Origin of the sequence: Schaalia naturae, from assembly GCF_042665795.1 — a bacterium.
Classification (GTDB): Bacteria; Actinomycetota; Actinomycetes; order Actinomycetales; family Actinomycetaceae; genus Pauljensenia; species Pauljensenia naturae.
In genome coordinates, this window is the sequence record NZ_JBHTEF010000001.1 from 2,418,248 (window position 1) to 2,443,648 (window position 25,401).

Consider the following 25,401-nt stretch of genomic DNA (forward strand, 5'->3'; position numbering starts at 1 on the left):
TTGAAGCGGCGGGTGGGGGCGGATGCGCGCGCGGTGTCCACAGATGTCCTTCCAAGGGGGGCGAGGGCGGCCCTGCCGGGTCGTCGGCCAGCCCTCAGGCTACCTGCCGGGCGCTCGGCGCCTCAAAGAGGGTCATCTCCTGCGCCGTCCGGCCGGACCTCACCGGGGCCGGGCAGGGGCGCGATCAGACCGGGGGAGTCGTTGCGGGCATCGCCCACGGCGGGCCCCACCCGCCGCGGGGACAGCACCGGATCCGAGATCGAGCGCAGCAGCGCCGACACCTGGTCGAGGTCCGTCATCGCCGGATCCAGCCAGGCGTCCCACAGGGCGGGCGGGACGACGACCGGCATGCGGTCGTGGACCACACCCAGCGCGTCGGTCGCCGCACGCGTGACGATCGCGCAGGTCAGCAACCACCCGTCGGACGATCCCGGGCCCCGTCCCGCGTCCGGCGCCCGCCAGGCGTCATAGATCCCGGCGAGGGCGAGCACGGGATCGCCCTCGTCCCCGCTCCCTGAGCCCGCGGAGAGGAACCACGGCTGCTTCGCCCGCGACCCCGCGCCCGGGACCGGGGCCTGCCACTCGAAGTACCCGTTCGCGGGGACCAGGCAGCGCCGGCGCGCGGCGGCGGCCCGGAAACTGGGCTTCTCGGCGAGGGTCTCGGCGCGCGCGTTGATCATCGGCCGCAAGGGGGTCCTGGCCCATCCGGGGACCAGGCCCCACTGCAGCAGGCGCATCTTGCGCCGGACGGGCACGGCGCGCGCAGAGGGCTCCATGACGACGCGGATCTGCTGGGAGGGCGCCTGGTTCCACGTGGGAGCGTGCTCGCCCTCCAGCACGTCGATGTCGAACAGGGACATCAGCTCATCGTCGTCCGCGAACAGGGCGAACCGGCCGCACATCCGGACCTCCTCCAGGTCGTCCCCTCATGATCTCCCGCGCCGCTCCCGGATGGCGAGGAGACGCCGCAGCTGGGTGGGCGTGAGGGTGAGCGTCCACTCGGAATCCTGGGGAAGCGTCCAGCGCTGCCGATGGGCGATGAGGGTGAAGCAGGCGCCGACCAGCGTCGCCGCGACCATCCCGACGGTCGGGTGACCCGTGCGGGCCAGGACCGCCATGAGCCCGGCGGAGACGAGGGCGGGCGTCGCGTACAGGGTGTTTCCGCCGAACACGCGCGGCACGTTGCCCGCGCAGACGTCGCGGACCATGCCCCCGCCCACCGCCGTGATGATCCCCAGCAGCAGCGCCGGCACGACGCCCAGGCCCGCGACCAGGGCCTTGATCACCCCGGTCGCCGCCCAGCAGCCCAGGGCCGTGCCGTCGGCCAGGACGAGGGCGACGCGCCACGGGCGCGACTCGAGCTTCCACAGCAGCGCCACGCCGGCGCCGACGAGCGCGGTGGGCAGGTACCAGGGGTCCGTGAGCGCCACGGGCTGGCCGGCCTGGAGCAGGACGTCGCGGATCATGCCGCCGCCCAGCCCCGACAGGACCGCCAGCACCGCGAACCCCACGGCGTCGAAGCCCTTGCGCCGGGCGAGCTGGCCGCCCAGGATGCCGTTGATCAGGACCCCCAGCAGATCGACGGCCCGGAAGACGTGGGACGGGTCGACGGAGGACAGCTCGGTGGGCACGGTCAGTAGTCTGCCTGATCCTGGTAGGACTTCGCGTCCTCGATGGGCTCGAGGTGGACCGACACGCGGATGTCGGGGACCTCGGCCACCAGCGCGTCGATGATCTCCTCGCTGAGGTCGTGCCCGCGTTGGACGGGCCAGGCGCCGGGCACCAGCAGGTGGAACTCCATGAACTCGCGGTTCCCGCCCTGGCGGGTGCGCACGGCGTGCATGTCGATGGCGCCCGGATCGCGGTACCGGTCGAGCACGGCCACCAGCCGGTCGTGGACGTCATCGGGCAGGGCGATGTCCATCAGCCCGTCCACCGCATGGTGGATGAGCCCCCATCCCGTCCACAGGATGTTGATTCCCGCCAGGATCGCGACGACGGGGTCCAGCACCTGCCAGCCAGTCAGGGCCACGAGCCCGACGCCGATGAGGACGGCGATGGAGGTGACGACGTCGGTGAGCAGGTGGGCGCCATCCGCGCTGAGCGTGGCCGAGCGGTACCGCGCCCCCTGCCTCCGGAGGAGCAGGCCGACCGCGCCGTTGATGAGGGAGGCGGCCACCGAGATCAGGAGGCCGATCCCGAGCTGCTCCGGCATCCGGGGGTGGACGATGCGCTCCGCAGCGGAGACGATGATGAACCCCGCCGCGACGAAGATCATGACGCCCTCGACGACAGCGGAGAAGTACTCGGCCTTGGAGTGCCCGAAGGGGTGGTTGCCGTCCGGCGGGCGGATCGACACCTTGAGCGCGATGACGGCGACGACGGCCGCCACGAGGTTGACCAGCGACTCCGCGGCGTCGGACAGGAGCCCCACGGACCCGGTCAGCGCCGCGGCGCTGCCCTTGAGCAGGATCGTGACGACCGCCGCCGCGACGGACAGCCACGCGTACCTGGACAGGTCGGGAGGCGGGGGATAGCGCAGATGAGCGTCCCGCCCGTCACCGGGGCCGCCGTTCCCGGAACCGTGGGGGACGGGGGCTGGCGGCTGGTTCGTCGGGGTCACGTCTGGCACCCCCACACCGTGCCACCGGGGCTCCGGCGTGTCCACGAGAGCCCCCGAACATGTCGGTTCGGGAGCCCGCAGTCCGCAGCTCAGTCGATCTCCTCGACCTCCACGTCGACATACTCCTCGCGCCGGCGGGCGCCCAGGAGACGGTCCCTCACGGAGTCGGCGACCGTGTCAGTGATCCTCATGCCCTCGGCGCGAACGGCGCCCGCGATCCTTTCCCCCGCCGCATCCAGCGGCCGGGCCACCACGGGCGTGTCCCGCAGGCGCCACAGCGCCGCCCGGATCTGCTCATAGCGTTCCCGTCCGGCGCGCGCACCCAGGACGTACCCGATGCCGAGCCCGATGACCAGACCCATCTTGTTCGCCATCCGCGCCTTCCCTCCGGCTGGTGTTGCCCTCGTCCGCGGCCCACCCTAGAGTATCGGCCCCACCGCGAGGACGGCGCGCCGGACCCGGCGTCAGAGGGCCGGGCGGCGCGGCGGCCTCGGATACAGGCAGGTGATGCGCTCGAGCACCATGGGGTCCGGGGGCCACGGCGCCCCCTCGGGCCAGGGCTCGTTCTGGTCGCGCCCCTCGTACCCCCGCAGGAAGCGGACGTGGACCCGCCGCCAGTAGCCGAGCGAGAGATCGCCCTCCCCCTCGGCGGCCGCGTGCTCCTCGTCCACCGCGTCGAAGGGGACGACGTCGACGGCGTCGGTGCGCACGAGGGCGCGGGGCCGGCCGGTCCCGTCGCAGGCGATGCCGAGCGCCCCGGGCTCGGGCAGGGACTCGCCCTCCTCCTCGTACTCCCACAGGGCGCCGGCCGTCGCGGTCTTCGCCCCGGCCACGACCAGGTCCACGAGGTCGTCGGCGAGCCGCGCCGAGTCGCCGAACTGCCAGGCGGGCGGCGGAACGGCGGCCACCGGGCTCTCCCCCAGGTAGACGTCCAGGTCGTTCAACCCGATCGCCTTGCGCGCCTCCTCCCAGAACAGCCCCACCGCCCGCTGATCCGGAGGCGGAACCTCGCCGTCGGGCCGCGCCCGCCGGCCCTCACGCGCCCCGGACCGCCCGTCCGCGCCGGCCGGGCCGGCGCCGCCCTCGTCGATGATGCCCATGGGCACCATTGTCGCCCCAGCGCCACCCCGTTCACTCACGGACGAACACCGAGATGGCTCCTGACACACCGCCCTGGCGCGAACTAGGTTGGTGGGGTGAGTGACGTGCGGATCCGGACGCCCCGCGGGCTGACGCTGGCGGGGACCTTCACCAACCCCGTCGACGCCGTCGACGCAGCGGTGCTCTTCTCTCACTCGTTCCTGGCGAACCGGCATTCCGGGGACCATTTCGACCGGCTCGCGCGCGTCTACCGCGCCGCCGGGTACGCCACGCTCGAGTTCGACTACTCGGGGCACGGCGAGTCCGACGACGACATCATCACCTCCGAGTCCCAGGTCGAGGACCTGCGCGCCGCGTCCGGCTGGCTGGCCGACCAGGGTTTCGACCGCCAACTCATCCACGGCCACTCCTTCGGCGCCGTCACCGCCCTCCTCGCCCGCCCGCCCGCCGCCGCGACGATGGTGCTCTCCGGCGCCGTGACCGGGCCGCTCAACTACGACTGGGAGGCCATCTTCTCCCCCGTCCAGCTGGACGAGCTCGAGGCCCACGGCGTCACCACCATCCCCGACGACTCGCCGGGCCCGCGCCGCAACTTCACGATCTCGAAGCAGACCCTGGTCGACCTGTCGATGATCAGCACGCACGATGTGCTCGACGGGCTGGGGCGCCCCGTCCTCGTCATCCACGACGCCGACGACGAGCAGCTCGGCCTCGTCCAGATGACCGAGGAGAACTTCCCGCGCCTGCCCGCCGGCTCCCATGTCGAGGTCGTGCACGGCGCGCGCTTCGGCGCCGGAGAGAATCCCAAGGCGCTGTCCGACCTGTCGCTGGCCTGGGCGCGCACGCACCTGCCGATCATGCGGTAGGGCCGCTCAGACGGGGCGCGTCCCTGCCGCCGTCCTCGCCGCGGCGGTCACCCCATCGCGGATGGCGGCCGCGCACACCCGGGCGACGGCCGCCTGGAGGGCCAGATGAGCGGCGCGCCAGGCCCTCCCGCCCACGAAGCCGCCGCCCTCCGGCGGGAGGACCACCGCGCCCGTGGACAGGGCGAACACGACGTCGCCGTCCGCCAGGGTGTGCACCGGGTCCAACGCGCGCGCCATCCCGTCATGCCCCATCGTCGCCAGACGGGTGAGCATGCCGCGGCCGACGTCGGCATCGGTCGCCACGACCACGAGCGTCGTGTTGAGGGGCGCGCCCCCGGCGCGGGCTCCACGCGGGGACCGGGCATAGGGCACGTCCGGGCGCCCGAAGGCGTTGACGACCGCCAGGGCCGCCACCGTGGCGCCACCGACCGCTCCCTCGATCGGGACGCGGACGGAGGCGGCCCCGATCCCGCCGAGGCCGCCCTCGTCGTCGACGCGCGCGCCGAGACCCGCGCCGATCCGCCCGCGCTGCGCGAGGACCCCCCGCGGGCCCGAGGCATCCTGGGCCGCGGCGTACGCGAGCGCCGCATCGGGCACGGCGTCGGCGCGGCCTCCCCTCCCCAGGTCGAAGATGCCGGCTGCGGGAACGACGGGCACGACCTGGCCCGGCAGTGGGCCGATGGGGAATCCGCGCCCGTGCTCGAGGCACCACCGGTGGACCCCGGACACCGCGGGCAGCCCCAGCGCGGAGCCTCCGGCGAGCATGAGGGCCGTCGGCCAGGCGTTGACGGAGCCGGAACCCAGGGCGTCGGTCTCCGACGTGCACGTGGCGCCGCCGCGCGCGTCCACGGCGCCCCGCGTGCCCGGGGGAGGCAGGACCACGGTGACGCCGGTCAGCCAGCCATCTCCGGCGCGTCCCGCGTGGCCCACCCGGATGCCCGCGACATCGGCGAGGGAGCCCCCTCTCCCTCCCTCGCCGGACCGGGAGCGGTCCCCGCTCATCGGAGCCCCGCCCTGGACACCGCGTCGAATCCGAGCTCCAGGTCGGCCAGCACGTCCGGGAGGTCCTCGATGCCCACCGACAGGCGGATCGTCCCCGGGCCGATCCCCGCCTGGGCCTGGTCGGCGGCCGAGATCTGCCCATGCGTGGTCGTGGCCGGGTGGATGGCCAGGGAGCGGACGTCCCCGATGTTGGCCAGCTGTAAGTGCAGACGCAACGCGTCGAGGAACCGGTGGCACGCGGGCGCCCCGCCGGGCAGGTCGAACGCGACGATCGCCCCCGCCCCGTGGTCGGAGTACCTGTCCGCCAGCGGTCTCCAGGGAGAGTCCGGCAGCCCGGAGTACGTCACGGACGCGACGTCGGGGCGCCGCGCCAACCAGTCCGCCACAGCCGCCGCGTTCGAGACGTGGCGATCCATGCGCAGCGACAGGGTCTCCAGGCCCAGCGCCAGCAGGAAAGCCGAGTGCGCCGACAGGCAGGCCCCCAGGTCGTGGAGTTGCTCCAGCCTGAGCTTCGCGGCGAAGCCCAGGTTCACCCCCTCCGGCGCACGCGCGCCCCCGGGCCCGAAATCCCGGGCGATCACGAGGTCCCCGTACCCGGGCACCGCCGTGGTGAATCCCGGCCAGCGAGCCGGGTCCGCGCCGAAGTCGAAACGACCGCCGTCCACCACCGCCCCGGCGATGACCGCGCCGTGCCCGGACAGGTACTTCGTGGCCGAGTGCACCACGACGTCCGCCCCCCAGTCCAGGGGCCGGATCAGGTAAGGAGTCGCCACCGTGTTGTCGACGACCAGGGGGACGCCGTGCCGGTGGGCGACCTCGGCGACCGCCTCGATGTCCAGCAGGTCGCCGCGCGGATTGGGGATGGACTCCCCGAACAGGAGCCTCGTCCGCGGGGTGATCGCGGCCTCCCACGCCGAGGGGTCCCCGGGTCGGTCGACGAAGGTGGCGGCGATCCCCTTGCGGGCCAGGTTGTGGGCGAGCAGGGTGCGCGTGCCGCCGTAGAGGCTGGAGCTGGCCACCACGTGGTCGCCGGCGTCGGCCAGCGTCATCACCGCGTCGCTCACCGCGGCCTGGCCGGACGCCACCAGGATCCCGGCCACCCCGTGTTCGAGGGCGGCCAGGCGCTCCTCGACGACCGCCAGTGTCGGGTTGTTGACCCGCGAGTAGGTCCACCCCTCGGCCCGCCCGGCGAACAGCTCCACCGCGGTGGCCGCGTCGGGCAGCGCGTAGGACGCCGTCTGGTAGATCGGCAGGGCGCTGGCCCCGGTGGCCGGATCCGGCACCTGGCCGGCGTGGACCTGGGCCGTGGTGAACCCCCATGCGAAGTCCGAGCGGGGCAGGCTCGCGGGGGTGCTCATATCGGCCTCCTGTGGTCAGGGCGTCTCACGACACAGGCTCGCCCCCGGTGGACCTGCGGCGGCGGCGTCATCCGAGGGGCGAGCGAGTGTGAACGCGGTTCACAAACGTCCGTCCCCCGGAAGGCCCGGTGACAGCGCCCGGTTCCGCCCCGACGATGAACCCATGACAGCTCGGACACGGCTCCCGCGGCACGCCGCCGCGATGGGGCGAATGCCCATGGCGGGACCGCGCGCCGGCGTGCGTGCCTCGTCCTGTCCGCGCTGTTCCTGACTCCTCCTCGCGGAGTCCCCGCCGCGGACCCGGGCCGCATCCAGGCCTGAGGGACGCGCCTCGTCTCGCGCACCGCCGCTTCCGCGCCCCCGCTGCACGCTGCCGCACCCGTTCTCCCTTCCCATCCGGGAGACCCGCCTGTCCCCCCGGCACACGCCGGCACGTCCCCTCTCGAAAGGCCTTTCCATGTCCTCCTCCGACCTTCCCCCCACGGCCCCGGGCCCCGCGGACCGCGCGCCCGACGCCGGGGCCGACGCCCCTCTGGTCGACCGCCGGTCCAGCCGCACCAGGACCCGCATCCTCGCGGGAGGGGGCGCGATCATCCTGGTGGCGGCCGCCGCCATCGGCGTCGGGCGCGCGGTCGCCGGGGACGGGGGCGACGACGGCGCCGACGGGCAGAGCGCCCCCTCGTCCTCCGCCGCCTCCGGCGCCGCGGGCGCCGATCCCGACGCGACGGTGACGGTCGGGCTCACCCTGGAGCCCTCCAACCTGGACATCCGCGCCACCTCCGGCGTCGCGCTGGACCAGGTGCTCATCGACAACGTCTACGAGGGGCTCGTCTCGCGCGCCGCCGACGGGACGATCACGCCGAGCCTGGCGTCCAGCTGGGAGGTCTCCGCCGACGCCCTCACCTACACCTTCACCCTGGAACCGGACGTGACGTTCTCCAACGGGGACGCCCTCACCGCCGAGGACGTCGTGTGGAGCATCGACCAGGCCATCGGGACGGAGGCCGTCGACGCCGCCACCCTGGGCCAGGTCGCGGACATCACGGCCCCGGACGAGCAGACGGTGGTCCTCACCCTGGACACCCCGAACCCGGACCTCCTGTGGGCCCTGTCCGGGCGTCCCGGGCTCGTTCTGGACGAGGAGGCGTCCGACGCCGACCTCAAGACGACGGCGATCGGCTCCGGCCCCTTCCTCCTCACGGAGTGGAAGCAGGGCGACTCGATCACGCTGACGCGCAACGAGGACTACTGGGGCGATCCCGCCCAGGTGTCCTCCATCGTCTTCCGCTACATCACCGACACGAACGCCGCCGTCAACGCCCTGAACGCCGGCGACCTGGACGTCCTGGCGCCGATCTCCGCGGACCTGAGGGACCAGGTCGCCGATGCGACGACGGCGCTGACCGTGGGCGCCGCATCCGACAAGTTCGTCCTGGCCTTCAACAACGGCGCGGACCCCCTGTCGGACCAGAGGGTGCGCGAGGCGATCCGCTACGCGATCGACCATGAGGCCCTCATCAAGGCGCGCGGCGGCGTCGAGGCCCCGCTCGGCGGCCCGATCGCTCCGGGCGACCCCGGGTACGAGGACCTCACCGGCCTCTTCCCCCACGACCCCGCCAAGGCGCGCGAGCTGCTGGCCGAGGCCGGCTACCAGGACGGCCTCACGCTCACCCTCACCCAGCCGAACATCTACGGCACCACGTTCTCCGATCTGCTCACCTCCCAGCTGGCTGAGGCGGGCATCGCCCTGGAGGTCGAGTCCGTCGACTTCACCACCTGGCTGACCGACGTCTACACGAACAAGGACTACCAGCTCAGCCTCGTCGACCACGCCGAGAGCCACGACTTCGGCGCCTGGGCGAACCCGGACTCCTACTTCGCCTACGACAATCCCGGGGTCCAGGGCCTCGACGCGAAGGCCGTCGTGGCCGCCAGCTCCGAGGAGCAGGACCAGCTGCTCGCCCAGGCCGCCCGCCTCGTCTCGGAGGACGCGGCCGCGGACTGGCTGACCAACTTCCGCACGGTCACGGCGGTCCGCCAGGGCGTCGAGGGCTTCCCCACCGACAACATCAACGCGCGGCTGGACCTCACGGGCCTGGCCGTCTCCGCGCCGGCCTCCGAGTGACGGGAGCCGTGACGCCCTGATGCTGTCCTACATCCTGCGCCGAGCGGGCCTGTTCCTCCTCGCCCTGGCGGTGACCACCCTGGTTGTCTTCGCGGTCCTGCGGATCCTCCCCGGGGACGTCGCCCAGACGATCGGGGGGATCCGGGCCACCCCCGAGCAGTTGGAGCAGATCCGCTCGGCGTACGGGCTCGACCGGCCGCTGGCCGTCCAGTACCTGTCCTGGGTCTCCGGGCTGGCGCGCGGCGACCTCGGCGACTCCCTCCTCACGGGCAGCCCAATCGCGGGCGAGGTCCTCCAGAAGCTGGAGGTGACCCTCCCGCTCACCCTGCTCGCCGTCGCCCTCTCCGTGGCCGCGGGCCTGCCGCTCGGCATCTGGGCCGGCCTGCACGCGGGGCGCGCCGATGGCCAGGCCATCGGCTTCCTCTCCCAGGCCGCGGCCGCCGTGCCCGTCCTGTGGGCGGGGCTGCTGCTGGTGGGCCTCCTCGGCCGCGGGGTTGGCCTCGTCGACGCCCTGCCCACCCAGGGGTTCCCCCGCGAGGGGTGGGCACGCCCCGGAGCCGCCCTCGAGTCCCTGGTCCTGCCCGCGCTGACGATCGCGATCGTCGAGGGCGCCGCCATCGTCCGCTTCACGCGGTCGGCGGTCCTGGAGGCGCTGCCCAGCGACTACCTGCGCACCGCCGCCGCCAAGGGCATGACTCGCACCCGGGCGCTGCTGCGCTTCGGCCTGCCCAACGTCTCCCTGTCCATCCTGTCGGTCATCGCCCTGCAGGCCGCGTCGATGATCACCGGGGCGATCGTGGTGGAGACGCTGTTCGACCTGCCCGGCGTCGGGTCCATGCTGGTCGCCGACGTCGCCTCCCGGGACCTCGTCAAGGTCCAGTCCGAGGTGCTGCTGCTCGTGTCCCTGGTCCTGGTCGTGGGGTTGCTGGTTGACGTCGCCCACCGCCTGATCGACCCCCGGCTGCGTCGGCGGGGGGCCCGCGCATGAGCGCGCGCGTCGCACCGGCCCGGGCCGCCGACCGCATCCGGGCCCGCGCCCGGATCCCCTCCCCAGGGTCCGGGGCGGGAACCGTCCTCCGGGAGGTCTGGCGCCGGCCAGGGGGCGCCTATGCCCTCATCGTGCTCTCCCTGGTGGCCGCTGCGGCGGCGCTGTCCCTCGTGTGGACGCCGCACGACCTGCTGGCCGCCGACGCCTCGGCCCGCCTGCAGGGCCCCTCCGCGCTGCACCCGCTGGGCACCGACACCATCGGGCGCGACACCGCCTCCTGGCTGCTGGCGGGATCGCGGACCGCCGTCGTCCTGGTGGCCGGCGCGACCGGGCTGGCCGCCGTGCTCGGCGTCGGGCTGTCGACGGTCAGCGCGCTCCTGCCTCCCCGGTGGGCCGAGCCCCTGGTGGTCGTCATCGACGTCCTCGTCGCGATCCCGGTCCTGCTCATCGCCATGCTGCTGGCCACGCCGTTCGGGGGCTCGCTGGCCCTCGTCGTCGTCGCGGTGGGAGCGGGCTCGGGATTCTCCACCGCGCGCGTCCTGCGCCCGGAGATCCTGCGCGTCTCGCGCTCCGACTACATCCTGGCCTCGCGCGCGGCCGGCACCGGCGCCGCCTCCCGGCTGTTCCAGCACATCCTCCCGAACACGGCCTCCGTCGCGGTCGTCCAGCTCACGGGCGCGGCCTCGGTCGCGCTCCTGGCGGAGGCGGGCCTCACCTTCCTCGGCTACGGCGCGCCCCCCGCGACGCCCTCGTGGGGGCGCGTGCTCGCCAACGCCCAGTCGTTCATCGGGGTCGCGCCCCTGTCCGTGGTGTGGCCCGGCCTGACGATCACGCTCACGGTGCTGGCCCTCACCCAGCTGGGCGACGCGCTGCGCGAGGCCCTCGATCCCGTCCTGCGCGCACGCCGGGGGTTGCGATGACGCTGCAGATCACCGATCTCACCGTCCGCATCGGCGGCGTGCCCGTGGTCGATGGCGTCGACCTGCGCGTCGGCGACGCGCAGCGCCTCGGCATCATCGGAGAGTCGGGCTCCGGGAAGACCCTCACGGCGCTGGCCTCCGTGGGCCTGCTCCCCCTCGGCGCCCAGGTGGGCGGGTCGATCCGGTGGAACGGCCGAGAACTGGCGGGACTCCACGATCGCGACCTCGCCCGCATCCGCGGACGCGACATCGGGGTCGTCTTCCAGGAGCCCGCCACCGCGCTGGACCCGATCCGCACGGTGGGCGCCCAGATCGGGGACTCGCTGCGCCTCCACTACGGGCTGGGGCGCCGGGAGGTCCGACGCCGAGTGCTCCGCGCGGCCGAACAGGTGCGCCTGCCCGATCCGGAGCGGCTCCTGCGCCGCTACCCCCACGAGCTCTCGGGCGGCCAGCGCCAGCGCGTCGCCATCGCCCAGGCCGTCATCGCGCGCCCCGCCCTGCTCATCGCGGACGAGCCGACCACCGCGCTGGACGTCACCGTCCAGGCGGGCGTCCTGGACCTGTTCGACGACCTGGTCGCCGACACCGGCATGTCCCTCGTGTTCATCAGCCATGACATCTCCCTGGTGGCGCGCATGGCCCGCGACGTCCTCGTGATGTCCCACGGACGCGTGGTCGAGGCCGGGCCCGCGGACCGCCTGCTGAGCGCCCCCGACCATCCGGTGACGCAGGGGCTGGTCCGAGCCGCCCGCGCGACCGGGTGGTGCCCGCGCGAGGAGGAGGTCGCATGAGCGCCGTCCCCCTGCTGAGCGCGCGCGGCGTCACGCGCGACTACCCCCTTCCCCCCAGCGGCCCCATGAGGCGCCGCGGGGTCCTCCGGGCGGTGCGGGGCGTGGACGTCGACGTCGCGCCGGGGGAGGTGGTCGCCCTCATCGGGGAGTCGGGCAGCGGGAAGTCCACGCTGGTGCGCATCCTGCTCGCCCTCGACGCCGCGACCGCGGGCACCGTCGCTTTCGAGGGGCGCGCGGTGCGCCCGGGCGGGGCCCGCTCGACGCGCTGGCTGCGCCGGCGCACGGGGATCGTCCTGCAGGACCCCTACGGGTCGCTGGACCCGCGGATGACGGTCGGCCGGACGGTCGCCGAGCCGCTTCGGGCGCTGCGGATCCCGGGCGACCACCGCGCGATGGTGGAGGAGGTGCTGGAGCGCGTGGGCCTCTCGCCCTCGCGCGCGCACCAGTACCCCCACGAGCTGTCGGGCGGCCAGCGCCAGCGCGTGGCGCTGGCCCGGGCGATCGTCCACGGCCCGACGCTGCTGGTGGGCGACGAGCCTCTCAGCGCCCTGGACGTCACCGTGCGCGCCCAGATCCTCGACCTGCTGCGCGGCCTCCACGCCGAGAGGGGGACGGCCCTCCTGCTGGTCTCCCACGACATCGGCCTGGTCCAGAACTTCGCCGATCGCGTCCTCGTCATGCATGACGGCGCGGTCGTCGAGGAGGGGTCCGCCGTCCGCGTGCTGGGAGCCCCGCGCCACCCCTACACCCGCGAGCTGGTCTCCGCCGTCCCCGCCGTCCCCGGCCCCCCAGCGGCCGCCGGGGTGGGCGACGAGGGCGACCCGCCCGTTCCCGCATCCACGACACATCTGCCGGTCCGCCGGCATTGACCTGAAAGGACACGACCATGTCATTCGTTCCCCTGCGCACCCGGGACAGCCTCAGCCCCGAGGGGCAGCGGCGCTGGGACGCCGAGATCGTCCGGTCCGGCGCCGATCCCACGCACATGAAGCGCGCGCTGCTCAACCATCTGCCCTCCTACGACGCCCTGATGGCCTGGTACCCCCTCTACTCGGAGGTCCAGCGCTTCATCGGCGACCGCGGCGCCATCGTCTTCTCCTACGCGATCTCCTCCACCAACGAGTGCCTGCTGTGCACGACCTACTTCCGGCGCGACCTGGTCGCCCGGGGGGAGGACATCAACGCCGGGGACCTCACGCCGGAGGAGGAGGACATCGCCGCGTTCGGCCGGGCGCTCGCGCGCCACGACCCCTCCGACGAGGCCCTCGTGCAGCGGCTGGCCGGCCGCTACGGCGACGAGGCGGTGGTGGCCCTCGTCGGGTTCGGCATCCTCATGATCGGCAACAACATCGTCAACTCCTTCCTGGGGGTCGAGCTGGACCCGGGCCTGCGCGAGTTGGCCGACCGGCTCGCCGCCCAGGCGGCCGCCGAGCGGGCCGCAGGCCAGGGCAGCGGTCCCGCAGGCCACGCGCAGGCGGCCGGCCTCGTGCGGGCGGGGACAGCCTCGTCCGTCGTTCAGGGAGCGCGCGCATGACGGCCGCGACCCGCCCCTCCGCCGTCCCGGTCCTGCACCACCCGTCCGCGGGCGAGACCCCGCTGGGCACGCCCCGCAACATCGCGGCCTCGCGCCACCTGTGGGGGCACTTCACCGACCAGTCGGGATGGGCCGAGGACCGATTGCCCACCGTCGTGCGCGCGAAGGGCACCTACTTCTGGGACTCGGCCGGACGCAGGATCTTCGACGGGCTGTCCGGGCTGTTCACCGTCCAGGTCGGCCACGGTCGCGAGGAGCTCGCCCAGGCGGCCGCCCGGCAGGCCCGCACGCTGTCCTTCTTCCCCGTGTGGGGATACGCCCACGAGCCGGCCATCGACCTCGCGGAGCGGCTGGCCCAGGAGGCGCCCGGCGACCTCGACCACGTGTTCTTCACGAACAGCGGCTCGGAGGCGGTGGAGACCGCGATCAAGCTGTCGCGAAACTACTGGGCGTTGCGGGGCAGGCCCGGCAAGACCAAGGTGCTCTCGCGCGCGGGCGCCTACCACGGGACCACCCTGGGCGCGCTGGCGCTCACGCGGATCGCGTCCTACCGCGAGCCCTTCGCCCCGGTGGCGCCGGGAGCCGTGGAGGTGCCGACGCCGAACTGGTACCGCTCCGACCCGGAGTACTGGGACGACGAGGAGGCCTATGGGAGGCACGTGGCCGACGCCGTGGAGGAGGTGATCCTACGTGAGGGGCCCGACACCGTCGCCGCCCTGTTCGTCGAGCCCGTGCAGAACTCCGGCGGGTGCTTCGTCGCCCCGCCCGGATACTTCCGGAGGTTGCGCGAGATCGCCGACGCCCACGACGTCCTCATCGTCTCCGACGAGGTGATCTGCGCCTACGGGCGCACCGGAGGGCTCTTCGCCGCTCCGGACCAGGGGCTCGCCCACCCGGACATCATCACCTCGGCCAAGGGGCTGTCCTCCGGGTACGCCCCCATCGGGGCCGTCCTGGTCTCGGACGAGGTCTACGAGCCCTTCGCCACCGGCGAGCACGTGTTCCGCCACGGCTACACGTTCGGCGGGCACCCGGTGTCGGCGGCCGTGGCCCTCGCGAACCTGGACGTCTTCGAGCGGGAGGGCCTGGTGGAGCGCGTGCGCACGCTGGGACCGGCCTTCCGGAGGACCCTGGACCGGCTCCGCGACATCCCCATCGTCGGCGACGTGCGCGGATCCGGGTACTTCTACGGGATCGAGCTCACCCGCGACCAGGCCACCCGCGAGCGCTTCACGGAGGAGGAGGCGGACCGAATCCGCGCCTTCCTCAACCCGGCGCTCTACGAGGACGGGCTCTACGTGCGCGCCGACGACCGCGGCGATGTCGTCGTGCAGGTGGCGCCGCCGCTCGTCTCGGGGCAGGCTGAGTTCGACATCGTCGAGCAGGCGCTGCGCGACGTGTTCACGCGGGTGCAGGAGAGGATCTAGGAGGAGGGCTCATGGCCGCGACGACGGGCGGGGACACATCCGGGGGCACGGGCGACGACGAGTTCGCGCTCCTCGCGCAGGGGGCCGCCGCGCGGGGGCTCGACGCGAGGCTCCCCCGCGTGCGTCGGGTTCCCCTGGGCGGGGACGAGGGCGACGCCGGCGGGCGTCCGGGGGCTCTCGTCTCCGGGCTGGCGTGGGGGGAGGCGCCCCGGCGCGTCGCGCTGCTGCACGGCGCGGGCCTGGGCGCCCACACCTGGGACACGACGCTGCTGCACTGGGGGGTTCCCGCACTCGCCCTCGACCTGCCCGGCCATGGGGAGTCGTCCTGGCTGGCCGACGGGCGGTACTCGCCGGGGATCCTCGCCGGCCGGGTCGGCTCCGCCCTCGACCTCGCGCTCGCCGCAGGCGCCCTCGAGGCGCCGCTCACGCTGGTCGGCCAGTCCCTGGGGGGCCTCACCGCCCTGGAGCTGGCCGCCGCGCGCGAGGACGTCGCGGAGCTGATCCTGGTCGACATCCTGCCCGAGGCGGGAGACGCGGAGCCCTCATTCCAGGCGCTCGCCGCCATCCTCGACGGGCCCGCCGAGTTCGACTCGCGGGAGACGCTGGTGCAGATGGCGCTGTCCCTGGGGCTCGGCGGGACGGACCCGGAGGGGGTGCGCCGCGCGGTCACGCTCAACACGCGGGTGCTGCCCGACGGGCGGGTCGAGTGGAAGCACCAGCTGGCTCGCCTGAGACCCGGCGACCTGTCCATGGGCGACGCCGAGCGCCAGTGGGAGGAGCTGGCCGGCCTGCCGTCCCGCGTCGACCTGGTCCTCGGGGCGCGCGGCGTCGTCTCCCAGGCCCAGGTCGGACGCCTGCGCGCCTCGCGCCCGGAGGCGCGGGTGGTGAGCCTGGATGCCGGGCACAACATCCAAGAGGACGCTCCCGAGGACCTGGCCCGGGTCTTCGCGGGTCTCCTTCCCACTCCGTAGACCCGGTCGCGGCCGAACGGCGGACGCGGGCTCCCAGATCATGGCGCACAGGCCGCGCACGCTCCCGAGTCATGGCCAGCCCCCGACTCCGGGCCGATTCCCGCCGGCACACCCGCCCCGGCCATGACCCCGGCGCCGGCGGGGGCACGCGGGACGCCGCGCCGACGCCGCAGGACTCCAGAAGCCAGGCGATGAGCGAGTTCGAGTTCCACATGTCGCCCATCCCCAGCGCATCGCGCCCCCAGACGTGACGGGGGACGTCGCTCACACGATCGAGGACCATCTGCGCCCGCGCCGGCGCGATCTGCAGCCGCGTCGGCGGGACGGGCGCCGTGTCGCGGTCGGGGATGTCCCCGCCCTCCCAGCGGCGCACCTCGTAGCGGAACAGGCGGGAAGCCCCCAGCCAGCGCATGCCCACCGGGCCGGTGGCGACCACTCCCCGCTCGGCGTCGCTCGTGCCGAGGTTCCCCCACGCGGGCGCCATCTCGATGACCGTCCGGGCAGACCCGACCTCGACCTCGAGCGCCGCGTGGAACAGGGATCGACGAGGGCGACGCCCCCGCCAGGCGCGCACGGCCTCCCACCACCGGCTCGTGTGGATGACGACATGGCCGCCGGCGCCCACAGGCAGCCACCACAGCGCCACGCTCGCCCCGGGCTCCCCGCCCCGCACCTCCATGGGCGCGATTCTAGACGGCGGGCTCGGGGACGATCTCCCCGCCCGCCGCCCGCCCGGCCGCGACGGCCGCCCCGACCCGGTCGCCGGGGCCGGCCACGAAGACGTACTCCGTGTTGCGCAGGCGCCCGACGCGGCCCACGCGCTCTCCCGCGGGGTTGTAGATGCCGATGCGCGCGCCGACGTAGCGCCTGGAGTCGAAGCCGACCACGGCGACGTCCTCGTGGCCCGCCTCGCGCAGGGACGTGGCCAGCCCGGGGACGCCGACCCACGACTCGTCGTTGTAGGAGACCATGACGACCTCGGCGCGCACGTCCGCGATGACCTGCGCGAGGGCGCGCGGCATCTCCCGCCGCCGGTTGAAGGCGGAGGCGGTGGCGGGGTCGCGGGCGTCGGCGCGTTTGCGGGCGACGCCGTAGGCGGGGGGCGCGTCCCAGCGGATGAGCGTCTCCCACACGTGGTAGTTCGTGAAGTACCGGTGCTGGTTGTAGGGCGGATCCAGATAGGCCAGGTCGATCGGCCCCAGCGCCCGCGCGACGTCCCGGGCGTCTCCGCGGACCGCTCGGCCGCCTCCCGCCAAGAGCTGCGGCACGCGCAGGCGCAACGGGTTCGAGGCGCGCGGCGCCCACTGCTTGAGGTAGGCCATCTGCTGGCCGGTCGTGGAGTCCACGCGGTCGGCGGCCTCCATCAGGGAGGTGAGCAGGATCGGGTAGAGCGGATCCCCGCCCGGACCGTCGGCGCAGGCCAGAGGGCTTCCGCCGCCGTGCCCGGCCTCGATGGCGTCGCGGATCGCGTCGATGCGCGCGCCGTTGGCGGGCTGGAAGTACCGGGCTTCCTCGCAGAAGGTCCGCGTGACGTAGCCGGGCGTGCCCGGTAGCGCATCGAGGCGGGCGATCTCCTCCGCGAGGGCCTCCCCGTCGACCCCGCGCGCGTCGGTCGCGATGTAACAGCGGGCCAGCGCCTCCGAGTAGGTCGCGATGTCGGAGGCCGTCACCTCCATGCCGAGTCGCTTGAACTCCTGAGCGACGCGCGTGGTGCCGGTGAACAGGTCCAGCGCGGTGCGCGCGCCGGTGGCTGCGGCCATGGCCCCCAACGCGGGGACGAGAGCGCGTTTGCTTCCCAGGTACTTGATCACGAGGCGGCCAGATCGACGAGGGCGCCCTCGGCCGTCCACGCCCGCGTGCCGAAGGACCGGGTGGACAGCGCGGCGACGGAACCGGCGAAGGCGAGCAGCGCGTCCGGATCGGCGGGCGCCTCCCCGCCGGCGGCATGGGCGCGGGCGAGCGCCCAGGCGAGGGCCCCGTGGAAGACGTCGCCGGCCCCCATCGTGGACACGGCCGGCCGGTCGTCCACGGCGGGGACGGGGGTCTGCCCGCTGGCTCCGTCCCACCACCAGCGCACGGGGTTCGCCCCATCGGTGCGCACGATCCGGGCGATGCCGAAGCCGCGCAGGAAGTCCGCGACCGCCCCGGGGGCGTCCCCCGGGAGCGGGGGGTGGAAGTCCGCCGAGACGACGGCCACGTCGATGAGTCCGAGCAGCGGCACGAACGCGGGCTTCCACGAGCCGCCGTCCAGGAGGCGCAGGTGGGAGGGCCTGTCCTCGAGTTCCGCGAAGGGGTCCGGGTCCGTCCCGGGGGCGCCGCGCGTGCCCAGGCGCAACGCCAGGTCCGCGAGCTCGGGGTGATGACCGTCGACCAGGACGACATCCGGCAGGCCATGGGCCTCCCGGTCCCTCACCAGCTCCTGCCGCGCGAGAGCCGGGTCGGTGGGCACCGAGCGGTTGGTCGAGGCGACCATGCGCCCGGCGGGGTGCTCGATGATCGAGGAGAGGGCGGGCTCCGACCCGGCGCCGCCGGAGCGCTGCGCCGCGTCCATGACGTCCACGCCGAGCCCGGTGAGCTCGCCGGACAGCGCTCCGGCCACCGGCGAGGCCCCCAGCGCCGTCAGCAGGCTCACGGAGGCGGGGGCGCCCTCGTCGATGCCCCCGCTCGCCCGCGAGAGCGCGGCGAACGCGACAGCGGCGTTCGTGGCCGGACCGCCGGCGGCGCTGAGGTGCGCGACCGATGTGGCCTTGGTGCGGGGATCGGGGACGTGGTCGAGGAGGTGGATCTCGTCGCGCGTGGTGAGACCGGCGAAGACGGCGTGCATGGGTCCATTGTCGCCGAGGCCTCCGACAACCACATGGGGTCTCGGCGCGCCCTCCGGGCGGGACGGCGCGGAACCACCGCTGAGACCACAGACGGGTGTTCCCTCACACCGCCAGCGCCCGGCACGCGCGCGGGGCCCGCACCATGCCGCATCGGCGCATGACGAACCGCAGGAACACGAGCCCCAGGGACTCCAAGTCCATCTGGCGACGTTTCTCCTCCCACACGCTGCGCAGCACCAGGGGAAGCGTGTCGCCGTACTTGCCGATCCCGTCGAACTCGATGACGACGTCCGGCAGGCGTCCTGGCCGCCGGATGAAGAAGTCCACGCGGCGGACGCGTCCGTTCACCCGGTAGGTGGCCTGCGTCTCCACGTGGAATCCTCGGGACCGCAGGATCCACAGGAGGATCCGCTCCGCCACGGACTCGCACGCCGCGTCCGCCGCGCCGATGACGGCCCGCGCGCGCCTGCAGTTCCGTGCTCCCGGACCGGAGCGGTCCAGCAGCGCCGTCATGTGCCGGCGCCACGTCTCCTCCCGGCGCCGGCCCTCCGCCCGTCCGACCGCGCCGAACCTCGACAGCGCCCGCAGGGCCCCTGACACGACGACCACGCCATCGCAGGCGGGAAGGGAGGCCGCGCACTGCACCGCGGCCGTCGGCAGGTCGCACACGCGCGCGCCCGCGACCCGGAGGAGCTGCGCCTCCGGGATGCGCGCGGCATGCCGGATCAACGGGACGGCCGGCGCCGACCGACCACGTGGAAGCCTCAGAGCCGGGAGGACCGCCCGGCCTCCACCCCACTTGCGGGGAAGACACACATGGATCGGGACGTGGGGGCGATGAGTCTCCACTCCGAGCAGCTCCGCCGCCGTCTCGTGGCTGAGCGGAGCCTGCCCCCCAGGACGATCGCCACGGCCATCGCCCGGATCACGTTGACCCGAAGGGCGAACTCCCACCTCCCCACGTCCTGCAGGTAGGACACACGAACGTGCACGTGGCGGAACACCCGGACGATCTCACCGCGTTCCGCCATCCGCCGGCATGCGCGCGACGTCGGAGCCGACGCCACGACCAGGTTGTTTCGTGCGCGTTCGATACCTTTGACGTCCATCCGTCCATCTCAGTCGATCCTCTCCGCCGCGAAGACCGCCAGCGCGGATCTGTGGACAACGCCCGGTTGGCACTCGGATGGGGTCTCGGCGCGCTCTCGTCCATCAACGAAGCGGAACGACTGCCGAGACCCCACATCGCCATCCGCCCGCTCGGAGCCGCCCCTCCACCCCTGACTACACTGGCCGCGTGCCCCGCCCTGACCGCCCCCCAAGCCCGGAACCCCGCCGTTCCGGGGGACGGAGCCGCCACCGCGCGCGCCGAACGCACCGACCCCATGTCTTCCGCCCCTTCACCCCCGAGCAGCTGGCCCAGCGCGCGGCTGCGATCCCCGTGATCCGCTACCCGGACCTGCCCGTGTCCGCCCGCCGAGACGACATCGCCGCCGCGATCCGCGACCACCAGGTCGTCATCGTCTCGGGGGAGACGGGATCGGGCAAGACCACGCAGTTGCCCAAAATCTGCCTGCAGCTGGGCCGCGGCGTGCGCGGCATGATCGGCCACACCCAGCCCCGGCGCCTGGCCGCGCGCAGCGTCGCCGACCGCATCGCCGAGGAGCTCGGCCAGACGGTGGGCCGTGAGCCCGGACAGGTCATCGGCTACCAGGTGCGCTTCACCGACGAGGTCGGGCCCACGACCCTGGTCAAGCTCATGACCGACGGCATCCTGCTGGCAGAGATCCAGTCCGACCCGCTGCTGCGCCGCTACGACACGCTCATCATCGACGAGGCCCACGAGCGCTCCCTCAACATCGACTTCCTCCTGGGCTACCTCGCGCGCCTGCTGCCGCTGCGCCCCGACCTCAAGGTCGTCATCACCTCCGCCACCATCGACTCCCAGCGCTTCGCCGCCCATTTCGGCCGGTGGGATGGGCGCCCCGGGAAGGGCAGCCTAGTCGAGCCCGCCCCTGTCATCGAGGTGTCGGGGCGCACGTATCCCGTCGAGATCCGCTACCGCCCCCTGTCGGAGGGCGCCCCCTCGCAGTGGTCGTCCTCGTCCCCGGAGGGATCGCCCGGGAACGGGGCCGAGGACGAGGGCGTCGCCGCCCCCGGGACCGCGCGCACCGGGGTCCAGCAGCTGGTGCTGGAGGACCCCGACGACGACCTCCCCTCCCTGGGGTACGGCCTGGGGGAGGAGATCGACCAGGAGACGGCGATCTGCGCGGCCGTGGACGAGCTGTGCGCGGAGGGCCCGGGGGACATCCTGGTGTTCCTGCCCGGCGAGCGCGACATCCGCGACACCGAGCAGGCCCTCGCCGACCACCTGGGCGCCCGCGCGATCACCGGGCGCACTGACTCCCGCGCGCCGCGCGGACCCGACGCGATCGAGATCCTCCCCCTCTACGCGCGACTGACGGCGGCCGAGCAGCACCGCGTGTTCGAGCCGCACGTCCACCGCCGCGTCGTCCTGGCCACGAACGTCGCAGAGACCTCGCTGACCGTGCCGGGCATCCACTACGTCATCGACCCGGGGCTCGCGCGCATCAGCCGGTACTCGAACCGGACGAAGGTCCAGCGCCTCCCCATCGAGCGGATCTCCCAGGCCAGCGCCAACCAGCGCTCGGGGCGCTCGGGGCGCCTGGCCGACGGCGTCGCGATCCGCCTGTACTCCCAGGCCGACTACGAGTCGCGCCCCGAGTTCACGGAGCCGGAGATCCTGCGGACCTCGCTGGCCTCCGTCATCCTGCAGATGGCGGCCCTGGGCCTCGGCGACGTCGGAGACTTCCCGTTCCTCGATCCTCCGGACGCCCGAGCGGTGCGCGACGGCATCCAGCTGCTCGTCGAGATCGGCGCCCTGGAGGAGGACCGGTCCGCCACCCCGGGCGGCTACGCGCTGACGGCGATCGGACGCGACCTGGCGGCGCTGCCCATCGATCCGCGGCTGGGACGCATGCTCATCGAGGGCGACGCGAACGGCTGCGCCTCGGAGGTCCTGGTCATCGTCGCCGCCCTGTCCATCCAGGACGTCCGCGAGCGCCCTCTGGAGCACCAGCAGGCCGCGGACGCCGCCCACGCGCGTTTCACCGATCCGCATTCGGACTTCATCACGTACCTCAACCTGTGGCGCTACCTCACCACGCAGGCGCGCGATCTGTCCGGTTCCGCGTTCCGGCGGATGTGCCGCTCCGAGTTCCTCCACTACCTGCGGTTTCGCGAGTGGCGCGATGTCGTGGGCCAGCTGCGGCAGATGGCCCGGCCCCTGGACCTCGACCTCCACCCCATCGGCGAGCCCTCTCCCGCGGACGTCGCGCGCGCGGCCGCGCAGGGCGGGATCGCGAACGCCACGGCCCGGGCGGTCGTGGCGTTCACGGACTCGGCGAACACGGTGGATGCCGATGAGATCCACCTGTCGCTGCTGGTGGGGTTGCTGTCGAACCTGGGGAACTGGGACGTCCAGACCCGCACGTACGCGGGCGCGCGCGGCACGCGGTTCACGATCTGGCCGGGATCGGGCCTGGCGCGCAGCCACCCCGACTGGGTGATGACCGCGGAGCTCGTCGAGACCTCCCGTCTCTTCGCCCGCACGGTCGCCCGCATCCGGCCCGAGTGGATCGAGCCGGCGGCCGGCGGACTGGTCCGGCGCGTCTACTCCGAGCCGTTCTGGTCCTCGGCCAAGGGTGCCGCGATGGTCCGGGAGAAGGTGCTGCTCTACGGGCTGACTCTCGTGGCGGACCGCCCCGTGCTGCTGGGACGCCTCGGGGAGGGCGTCTCCTTCGGCGGGAGGACGGGATCGCGGTCGAGTGTGGCGGCGCCGGGCACGTTGGCCGGAATCGCGCAGGGACTCGTCGCAGCGGGCGCCGTGGAGGGGCCCGCCCGGCGGGGGGACGCCGAACGCGGGCTGGCGCCCTCCACCGCCATCGCGGACGCGCTGGGCGCCGCCCTCGGAGCCGCCCTCGGGTCCGCGGACCGCGCCCGGACCGATACCGGGGACGCACCCGCCGGCGACGGCGCGCCCGGCGCCGCGGGGGAGGCGGAACCCGCTCCGGGGGACGCGGGGGAGGCGGAGGACCCGGCGAGCACGGCGGTCACCGCCCGGGAGCTCGCGCGCGAGATGTTCATCCGCCATGCCCTGGTGGGCGGCGAGTGGCGGGAGCGCCACCGCTTCCAGCAGGTCAACGCGGAGCGGTTGGAGCAGGCGCGCGAGGTGGAGCGGCGTTCCCGCCGGATGGGGCTCGTGGCCGGCGAGGAGGCGCTCTTCGCCTTCTTCGACGACATCGTGCCCGAGGACGTCGTGTCGGCCGGGCACTTCAACGGATGGTGGAAGCGGGCGCGGCGCGAGACCCCCGATCTCCTGGTCTACCCGCCCGGCCTGCTGCTGCCGCGCGGGACGGGAGCCGACCCCGACGCGTTCCCCGACCACTGGGCGAGCGCCGGCCTGCGCCTGGCGCTGAGCTACGAGTTCGCTCCCGGGTCGCCCCGCGACGGGGTGACGGCCACCGTGCCCGTCGAGGTCCTTCCCCGCGTTCGCGAGGACGGCGCCGACTGGCTGGTGCCCGGCATGCGGGAGGAGCTCGCCACCGGGTGGATCCGGGCGTTGCCGAAGGCCAAACGCCGTCTGCTGGCGCCTGCTCCGGAGGTCGGGACCCAGGTCGTCGCCTGGATCCGCGGGCATGTGATCGGCGGCGGGGAGGCGCCCGGTCAGGAGGCCGCCGGCGCCGCCCCGGACGGGTCCGGGCCCGCGCCGGCGGCGGGGGATCCGCAGTCCCTGGACGCGGCGATGGCGCGGCTGGCCCGGTGGGGGCGGGCCTCCGGCCAGGTCGTGGGCGCCGCGGCGCCCACGGCGCCCAGCCGGCCGGACCGGCAGGACGCGCCCGCGCGGACCTCGGGCGACCGGCGGCGTGGTCCCGTCCGGACCCGGGGGGACGAGGACGGCCCCGGTGCACCGGACACGACCGGCGCACCGGATGCGACCGGACCTCTGCCGCCCTTCTCCCGGGCGCTGGCACAGGCTGCGGCCACCCTGCGCGGGGTCGAGCTGTCGGAGGCCGACCTCGCCCACGCCGCCGGCCATCTGCCCGACCACCTGCGGATGACCTTCGTCGTCGTCGACCGGCACGGCGCGGAGCTGGGCGCCGGCAAGGATCTGGCCTACCTCCAGCGCACGCTGGCCGGCACGGCCGACCAGGCCGTGCGCACGGCCGTGCGCGGCGCTGTCGCCGAGGCCTTCGCCGATGCGGAGCACCGGCGGCGGACGTCCTCCCCGAAGGGGGGCGGCCGGGGGCGGCGAAGCCGCGGCGAGCGGATCGCCGGACCTCTCGCAGACGGCACGACGGGGCAGACCGCGCCACCCACCGCCGGCGTCTCCCCCGTCCCTCCGCCCGCGCTGGAGGCGGACGGGCTGACCGCCTTCCCCTCCACCGCGCTGCCCCGCAGCCTCGACACGCGCGATCCGGCCACAGGGCTCATGCTGCGCGGGTTCCCGGCGCTGGTGCCGCAGGGCGACGCCGCCGAACCGGCCGCGGGCATCCGGATCCTGGCGAACCCCGCCGAGGCCGACCGGCTGCACCGGGAGGGCCTGGCGCGGCTGTTGCTCCTGCGCGTTCGCCTGGCGACCGCCCGCGTGACGACCCGGTGGACGGGGCGCGAGGCGCTGATGCTCGCGGCCTCCCCCTATGGGGGCACGGCCGCCCTGGTGGCCGACGCACAGCTCGCCTCCGCGGTGTCGCTGGTGGACGAGCTGACGGCGTCGCCCTCCTCGGTGCGCGAACCGCAGGCCTTCGACCAGCTGGCCGAGCGCGCCCGCGACCTCCACGAGGACCGCGTCCATGACCTCCTCGGCCACGTGGTCCGCGCGATGGAGGCGCTCAGCGAGGTCCAGGGCGCGATCCGCGAGCACCCGGAGGTCTCCCTGCGCGCCGCCGTCAACGATGTCGAGGCCACGACGCGGTCCCTGATCCATCCGGGGTTCCTCCTCGCCACCCCGCCGTGGGCGCTTCCCCATCTCGCGCGCTACCTGCGGGCCGGGGCCGTGCGGGTCCGCCGCGCGTCGGGCGGGGCGCCGGCGCTGCGACGCGACGCGGAGGCGATGCGCACCGTGCATGAGGTCGAGCGTGCGATCGACGACGCCGCGGAGCGCGCCGCGCGACGGCCCTTCGACGCCGCGCGCGCCCACGCCCTCACCCAGGCGCGGTGGATGGCGCAGGAGCTGCGCGTCTCCCTGTTCGCCCAGCAGCTCGGCACCCCGCAGAAGGTGTCGGCGAAGCGGGTGCTGGGACTGATCGGCGCCGAGGCGGTGCGGTCGTGAACCTCGCCGACGCCCAGCGCCTGGCCCGCACGCTCATGGACGCCCACGGCCTCGCCGACTGGCGCCTCGAACTCGACCACGCCCGCCGGCGCGCGGGCGCCTGCCGTCACCCCCGACGCACGATCTCCCTGTCTGCGCAGCTCATCCCCCTGTACCCGGAGGAGACGGTCCGCGGCGTCGTCCTCCACGAGATCGCCCACGCGCGCGTCGGCGCCGCACACGGCCATGACGCCGTCTGGAAGCGGGAGGCCCGCCGGCTGGGCGCCCCCGATGCCGCGCGCCTGCCCGGCTCCCTTCCCGCCCCCGCCGCGCCCTGGGTCGGGACGTGTCCGCGGTGCGGGGCCCAGCGGCGCCTCTTCGCCGCGCCCCGCCGCGTCGTGGCCTGCGGCGCCTGCGCCCGGGACTTCCGCCCTGACCTCGTCCTCACGTGGACCCACGAGGGCGTCCCTGCCCGCCCCGGCGGCGCCTATGCGCGCGAACTGGCGCGGCTCATCCGGGGCGGGAGGCCGTGAGGCACC

At 74.4% G+C, this 25,401-nt stretch carries 21 protein-coding genes; 11 read left to right on the forward strand and 10 right to left on the reverse strand.

The window, feature by feature from the left end; genetic code table 11:
- Nucleotides 1-122 precede the first annotated feature (122 nt).
- The 5 genes from ACFQWG_RS10715 to ACFQWG_RS10735 form a co-directional block, all read right to left on the reverse strand.
- On the reverse strand, nt 123-902 hold the full coding sequence (locus ACFQWG_RS10715; protein ID WP_380975162.1) for an SOS response-associated peptidase: 780 nt from the start codon (nt 900-902) through the stop codon (nt 123-125).
- A gap of 24 nt (nt 903-926) precedes the next feature.
- Nucleotides 927-1,637 (reverse strand): trimeric intracellular cation channel family protein, encoded by a 711-nt coding sequence (locus tag ACFQWG_RS10720; RefSeq protein ID WP_380976315.1) that lies wholly within the window; start codon nt 1,635-1,637, stop codon nt 927-929.
- Complete coding sequence (locus ACFQWG_RS10725; protein ID WP_380976317.1) at nt 1,634-2,542, reverse strand: cation diffusion facilitator family transporter; 909 nt, start codon at nt 2,540-2,542, stop codon at nt 1,634-1,636. The genes ACFQWG_RS10720 and ACFQWG_RS10725 overlap by 4 nt, the downstream gene beginning before the upstream one ends.
- A gap of 170 nt (nt 2,543-2,712) precedes the next feature.
- Nucleotides 2,713-2,997, reverse strand: coding sequence for a YtxH domain-containing protein (locus tag ACFQWG_RS10730; protein ID WP_291500051.1), 285 nt, complete (start codon nt 2,995-2,997; stop codon nt 2,713-2,715).
- Nucleotides 2,998-3,087: 90 nt separating this feature from the next.
- A complete protein-coding gene (locus ACFQWG_RS10735) occupies nt 3,088-3,723 on the reverse strand; it encodes an ASCH domain-containing protein (RefSeq protein ID WP_380975163.1) in 636 nt (211 codons plus the stop codon).
- Between the two features lie 96 nt (nt 3,724-3,819).
- Here ACFQWG_RS10735 and ACFQWG_RS10740 point away from each other — a divergent pair, with 96 nt between their 5' ends.
- Nucleotides 3,820-4,590 (forward strand): alpha/beta hydrolase family protein, encoded by a 771-nt coding sequence (locus tag ACFQWG_RS10740; protein WP_380975165.1) that lies wholly within the window; start codon nt 3,820-3,822, stop codon nt 4,588-4,590.
- Between the two features lie 6 nt (nt 4,591-4,596).
- On the opposite strand, the gene ACFQWG_RS10745 is transcribed toward ACFQWG_RS10740, so the two are convergent.
- Together ACFQWG_RS10745 and ACFQWG_RS10750 are read right to left on the reverse strand one after the other, a co-directional pair.
- A complete protein-coding gene (locus ACFQWG_RS10745; protein WP_380975167.1) occupies nt 4,597-5,592 on the reverse strand; it encodes a P1 family peptidase in 996 nt (331 codons plus the stop codon).
- Nucleotides 5,589-6,950 (reverse strand): O-acetylhomoserine aminocarboxypropyltransferase/cysteine synthase family protein, encoded by a 1,362-nt coding sequence (locus ACFQWG_RS10750; RefSeq protein ID WP_380975169.1) that lies wholly within the window; start codon nt 6,948-6,950, stop codon nt 5,589-5,591. The genes ACFQWG_RS10745 and ACFQWG_RS10750 overlap by 4 nt, the downstream gene beginning before the upstream one ends.
- 457 nt (nt 6,951-7,407) lie before the next feature.
- Between ACFQWG_RS10750 and ACFQWG_RS10755 the strand changes: the two genes are divergently transcribed.
- The 8 genes from ACFQWG_RS10755 to ACFQWG_RS10790 are packed head-to-tail and all read left to right on the forward strand — an operon-like array spanning nt 7,408 to nt 15,706.
- On the forward strand, nt 7,408-9,075 hold the full coding sequence (locus ACFQWG_RS10755) for an ABC transporter substrate-binding protein (protein WP_380975171.1): 1,668 nt from the start codon (nt 7,408-7,410) through the stop codon (nt 9,073-9,075).
- 19 nt (nt 9,076-9,094) lie between these two features.
- Complete coding sequence (locus tag ACFQWG_RS10760; protein WP_380975173.1) at nt 9,095-10,063, forward strand: ABC transporter permease; 969 nt, start codon at nt 9,095-9,097, stop codon at nt 10,061-10,063.
- The gene (locus tag ACFQWG_RS10765; protein WP_380975175.1) at nt 10,060-10,983 is read left to right on the forward strand and encodes an ABC transporter permease; all 924 of its coding nucleotides are present in this window, start codon (nt 10,060-10,062) and stop codon (nt 10,981-10,983) included. Before ACFQWG_RS10760 ends, ACFQWG_RS10765 begins: the two co-directional genes overlap by 4 nt.
- Nucleotides 10,980-11,774 (forward strand): ABC transporter ATP-binding protein, encoded by a 795-nt coding sequence (locus tag ACFQWG_RS10770; protein WP_380975177.1) that lies wholly within the window; start codon nt 10,980-10,982, stop codon nt 11,772-11,774. The genes ACFQWG_RS10765 and ACFQWG_RS10770 overlap by 4 nt, the downstream gene beginning before the upstream one ends.
- Nucleotides 11,771-12,643, forward strand: a complete 873-nt coding sequence (locus ACFQWG_RS10775) for an ABC transporter ATP-binding protein (RefSeq protein ID WP_380975178.1) — start codon at nt 11,771-11,773, stop codon at nt 12,641-12,643. Before ACFQWG_RS10770 ends, ACFQWG_RS10775 begins: the two co-directional genes overlap by 4 nt.
- Before the next feature lie 17 nt (nt 12,644-12,660).
- The gene (locus ACFQWG_RS10780) at nt 12,661-13,308 is read left to right on the forward strand and encodes a hypothetical protein (protein WP_380975180.1); all 648 of its coding nucleotides are present in this window, start codon (nt 12,661-12,663) and stop codon (nt 13,306-13,308) included.
- Nucleotides 13,305-14,735, forward strand: a complete 1,431-nt coding sequence (locus tag ACFQWG_RS10785) for an aspartate aminotransferase family protein (RefSeq protein WP_380975181.1) — start codon at nt 13,305-13,307, stop codon at nt 14,733-14,735. Before ACFQWG_RS10780 ends, ACFQWG_RS10785 begins: the two co-directional genes overlap by 4 nt.
- An 11-nt stretch (nt 14,736-14,746) precedes the next feature.
- Nucleotides 14,747-15,706, forward strand: a complete 960-nt coding sequence (locus ACFQWG_RS10790; RefSeq protein ID WP_380975183.1) for an alpha/beta fold hydrolase — start codon at nt 14,747-14,749, stop codon at nt 15,704-15,706.
- 689 nt (nt 15,707-16,395) lie between these two features.
- On the opposite strand, the gene ACFQWG_RS10795 is transcribed toward ACFQWG_RS10790, so the two are convergent.
- The 3 genes from ACFQWG_RS10795 to ACFQWG_RS10805 form a co-directional block, all read right to left on the reverse strand.
- Complete coding sequence (locus tag ACFQWG_RS10795; RefSeq protein WP_380975185.1) at nt 16,396-17,556, reverse strand: DNA adenine methylase; 1,161 nt, start codon at nt 17,554-17,556, stop codon at nt 16,396-16,398.
- Complete coding sequence (locus tag ACFQWG_RS10800; protein ID WP_380975187.1) at nt 17,514-18,530, reverse strand: PfkB family carbohydrate kinase; 1,017 nt, start codon at nt 18,528-18,530, stop codon at nt 17,514-17,516. Before ACFQWG_RS10800 ends, ACFQWG_RS10795 begins: the two co-directional genes overlap by 43 nt.
- Before the next feature lie 103 nt (nt 18,531-18,633).
- Complete coding sequence (locus ACFQWG_RS10805) at nt 18,634-19,260, reverse strand: hypothetical protein (RefSeq protein WP_380975189.1); 627 nt, start codon at nt 19,258-19,260, stop codon at nt 18,634-18,636.
- Between the two features lie 568 nt (nt 19,261-19,828).
- Between ACFQWG_RS10805 and ACFQWG_RS10810 the strand changes: the two genes are divergently transcribed.
- Together ACFQWG_RS10810 and ACFQWG_RS10815 are read left to right on the forward strand one after the other, a co-directional pair.
- A complete protein-coding gene (locus tag ACFQWG_RS10810) occupies nt 19,829-24,883 on the forward strand; it encodes a DUF3418 domain-containing protein (RefSeq protein ID WP_380975191.1) in 5,055 nt (1,684 codons plus the stop codon).
- Between the two features lie 35 nt (nt 24,884-24,918).
- Nucleotides 24,919-25,395, forward strand: coding sequence for a SprT-like domain-containing protein (locus ACFQWG_RS10815; protein WP_380976319.1), 477 nt, complete (start codon nt 24,919-24,921; stop codon nt 25,393-25,395).
- Nucleotides 25,396-25,401: the final 6 nt, after the last annotated feature.

Coding starts and splice junctions, on each gene's coding strand:
- ACFQWG_RS10715 (WP_380975162.1), bottom strand. CDS start 902: ATGTGCGGCCGGTTCGCCCTGTTCGCGGACGACGATGAGCTGATGTCC.
- ACFQWG_RS10730 (WP_291500051.1), bottom strand. CDS start 2,997: ATGGCGAACAAGATGGGTCTGGTCATCGGGCTCGGCATCGGGTACGTC.
- ACFQWG_RS10735 (WP_380975163.1), bottom strand. CDS start 3,723: ATGGGCATCATCGACGAGGGCGGCGCCGGCCCGGCCGGCGCGGACGGG.
- ACFQWG_RS10745 (WP_380975167.1), bottom strand. CDS start 5,592: ATGAGCGGGGACCGCTCCCGGTCCGGCGAGGGAGGGAGAGGGGGCTCC.
- ACFQWG_RS10750 (WP_380975169.1), bottom strand. CDS start 6,950: ATGAGCACCCCCGCGAGCCTGCCCCGCTCGGACTTCGCATGGGGGTTC.
- ACFQWG_RS10755 (WP_380975171.1), top strand. CDS start 7,408: ATGTCCTCCTCCGACCTTCCCCCCACGGCCCCGGGCCCCGCGGACCGC.
- ACFQWG_RS10760 (WP_380975173.1), top strand. CDS start 9,095: ATGCTGTCCTACATCCTGCGCCGAGCGGGCCTGTTCCTCCTCGCCCTG.
- ACFQWG_RS10765 (WP_380975175.1), top strand. CDS start 10,060: ATGAGCGCGCGCGTCGCACCGGCCCGGGCCGCCGACCGCATCCGGGCC.
- ACFQWG_RS10770 (WP_380975177.1), top strand. CDS start 10,980: ATGACGCTGCAGATCACCGATCTCACCGTCCGCATCGGCGGCGTGCCC.
- ACFQWG_RS10775 (WP_380975178.1), top strand. CDS start 11,771: ATGAGCGCCGTCCCCCTGCTGAGCGCGCGCGGCGTCACGCGCGACTAC.
- ACFQWG_RS10780 (WP_380975180.1), top strand. CDS start 12,661: ATGTCATTCGTTCCCCTGCGCACCCGGGACAGCCTCAGCCCCGAGGGG.
- ACFQWG_RS10785 (WP_380975181.1), top strand. CDS start 13,305: ATGACGGCCGCGACCCGCCCCTCCGCCGTCCCGGTCCTGCACCACCCG.
- ACFQWG_RS10790 (WP_380975183.1), top strand. CDS start 14,747: ATGGCCGCGACGACGGGCGGGGACACATCCGGGGGCACGGGCGACGAC.
- ACFQWG_RS10800 (WP_380975187.1), bottom strand. CDS start 18,530: ATGCACGCCGTCTTCGCCGGTCTCACCACGCGCGACGAGATCCACCTC.
- ACFQWG_RS10815 (WP_380976319.1), top strand. CDS start 24,919: ATGGACGCCCACGGCCTCGCCGACTGGCGCCTCGAACTCGACCACGCC.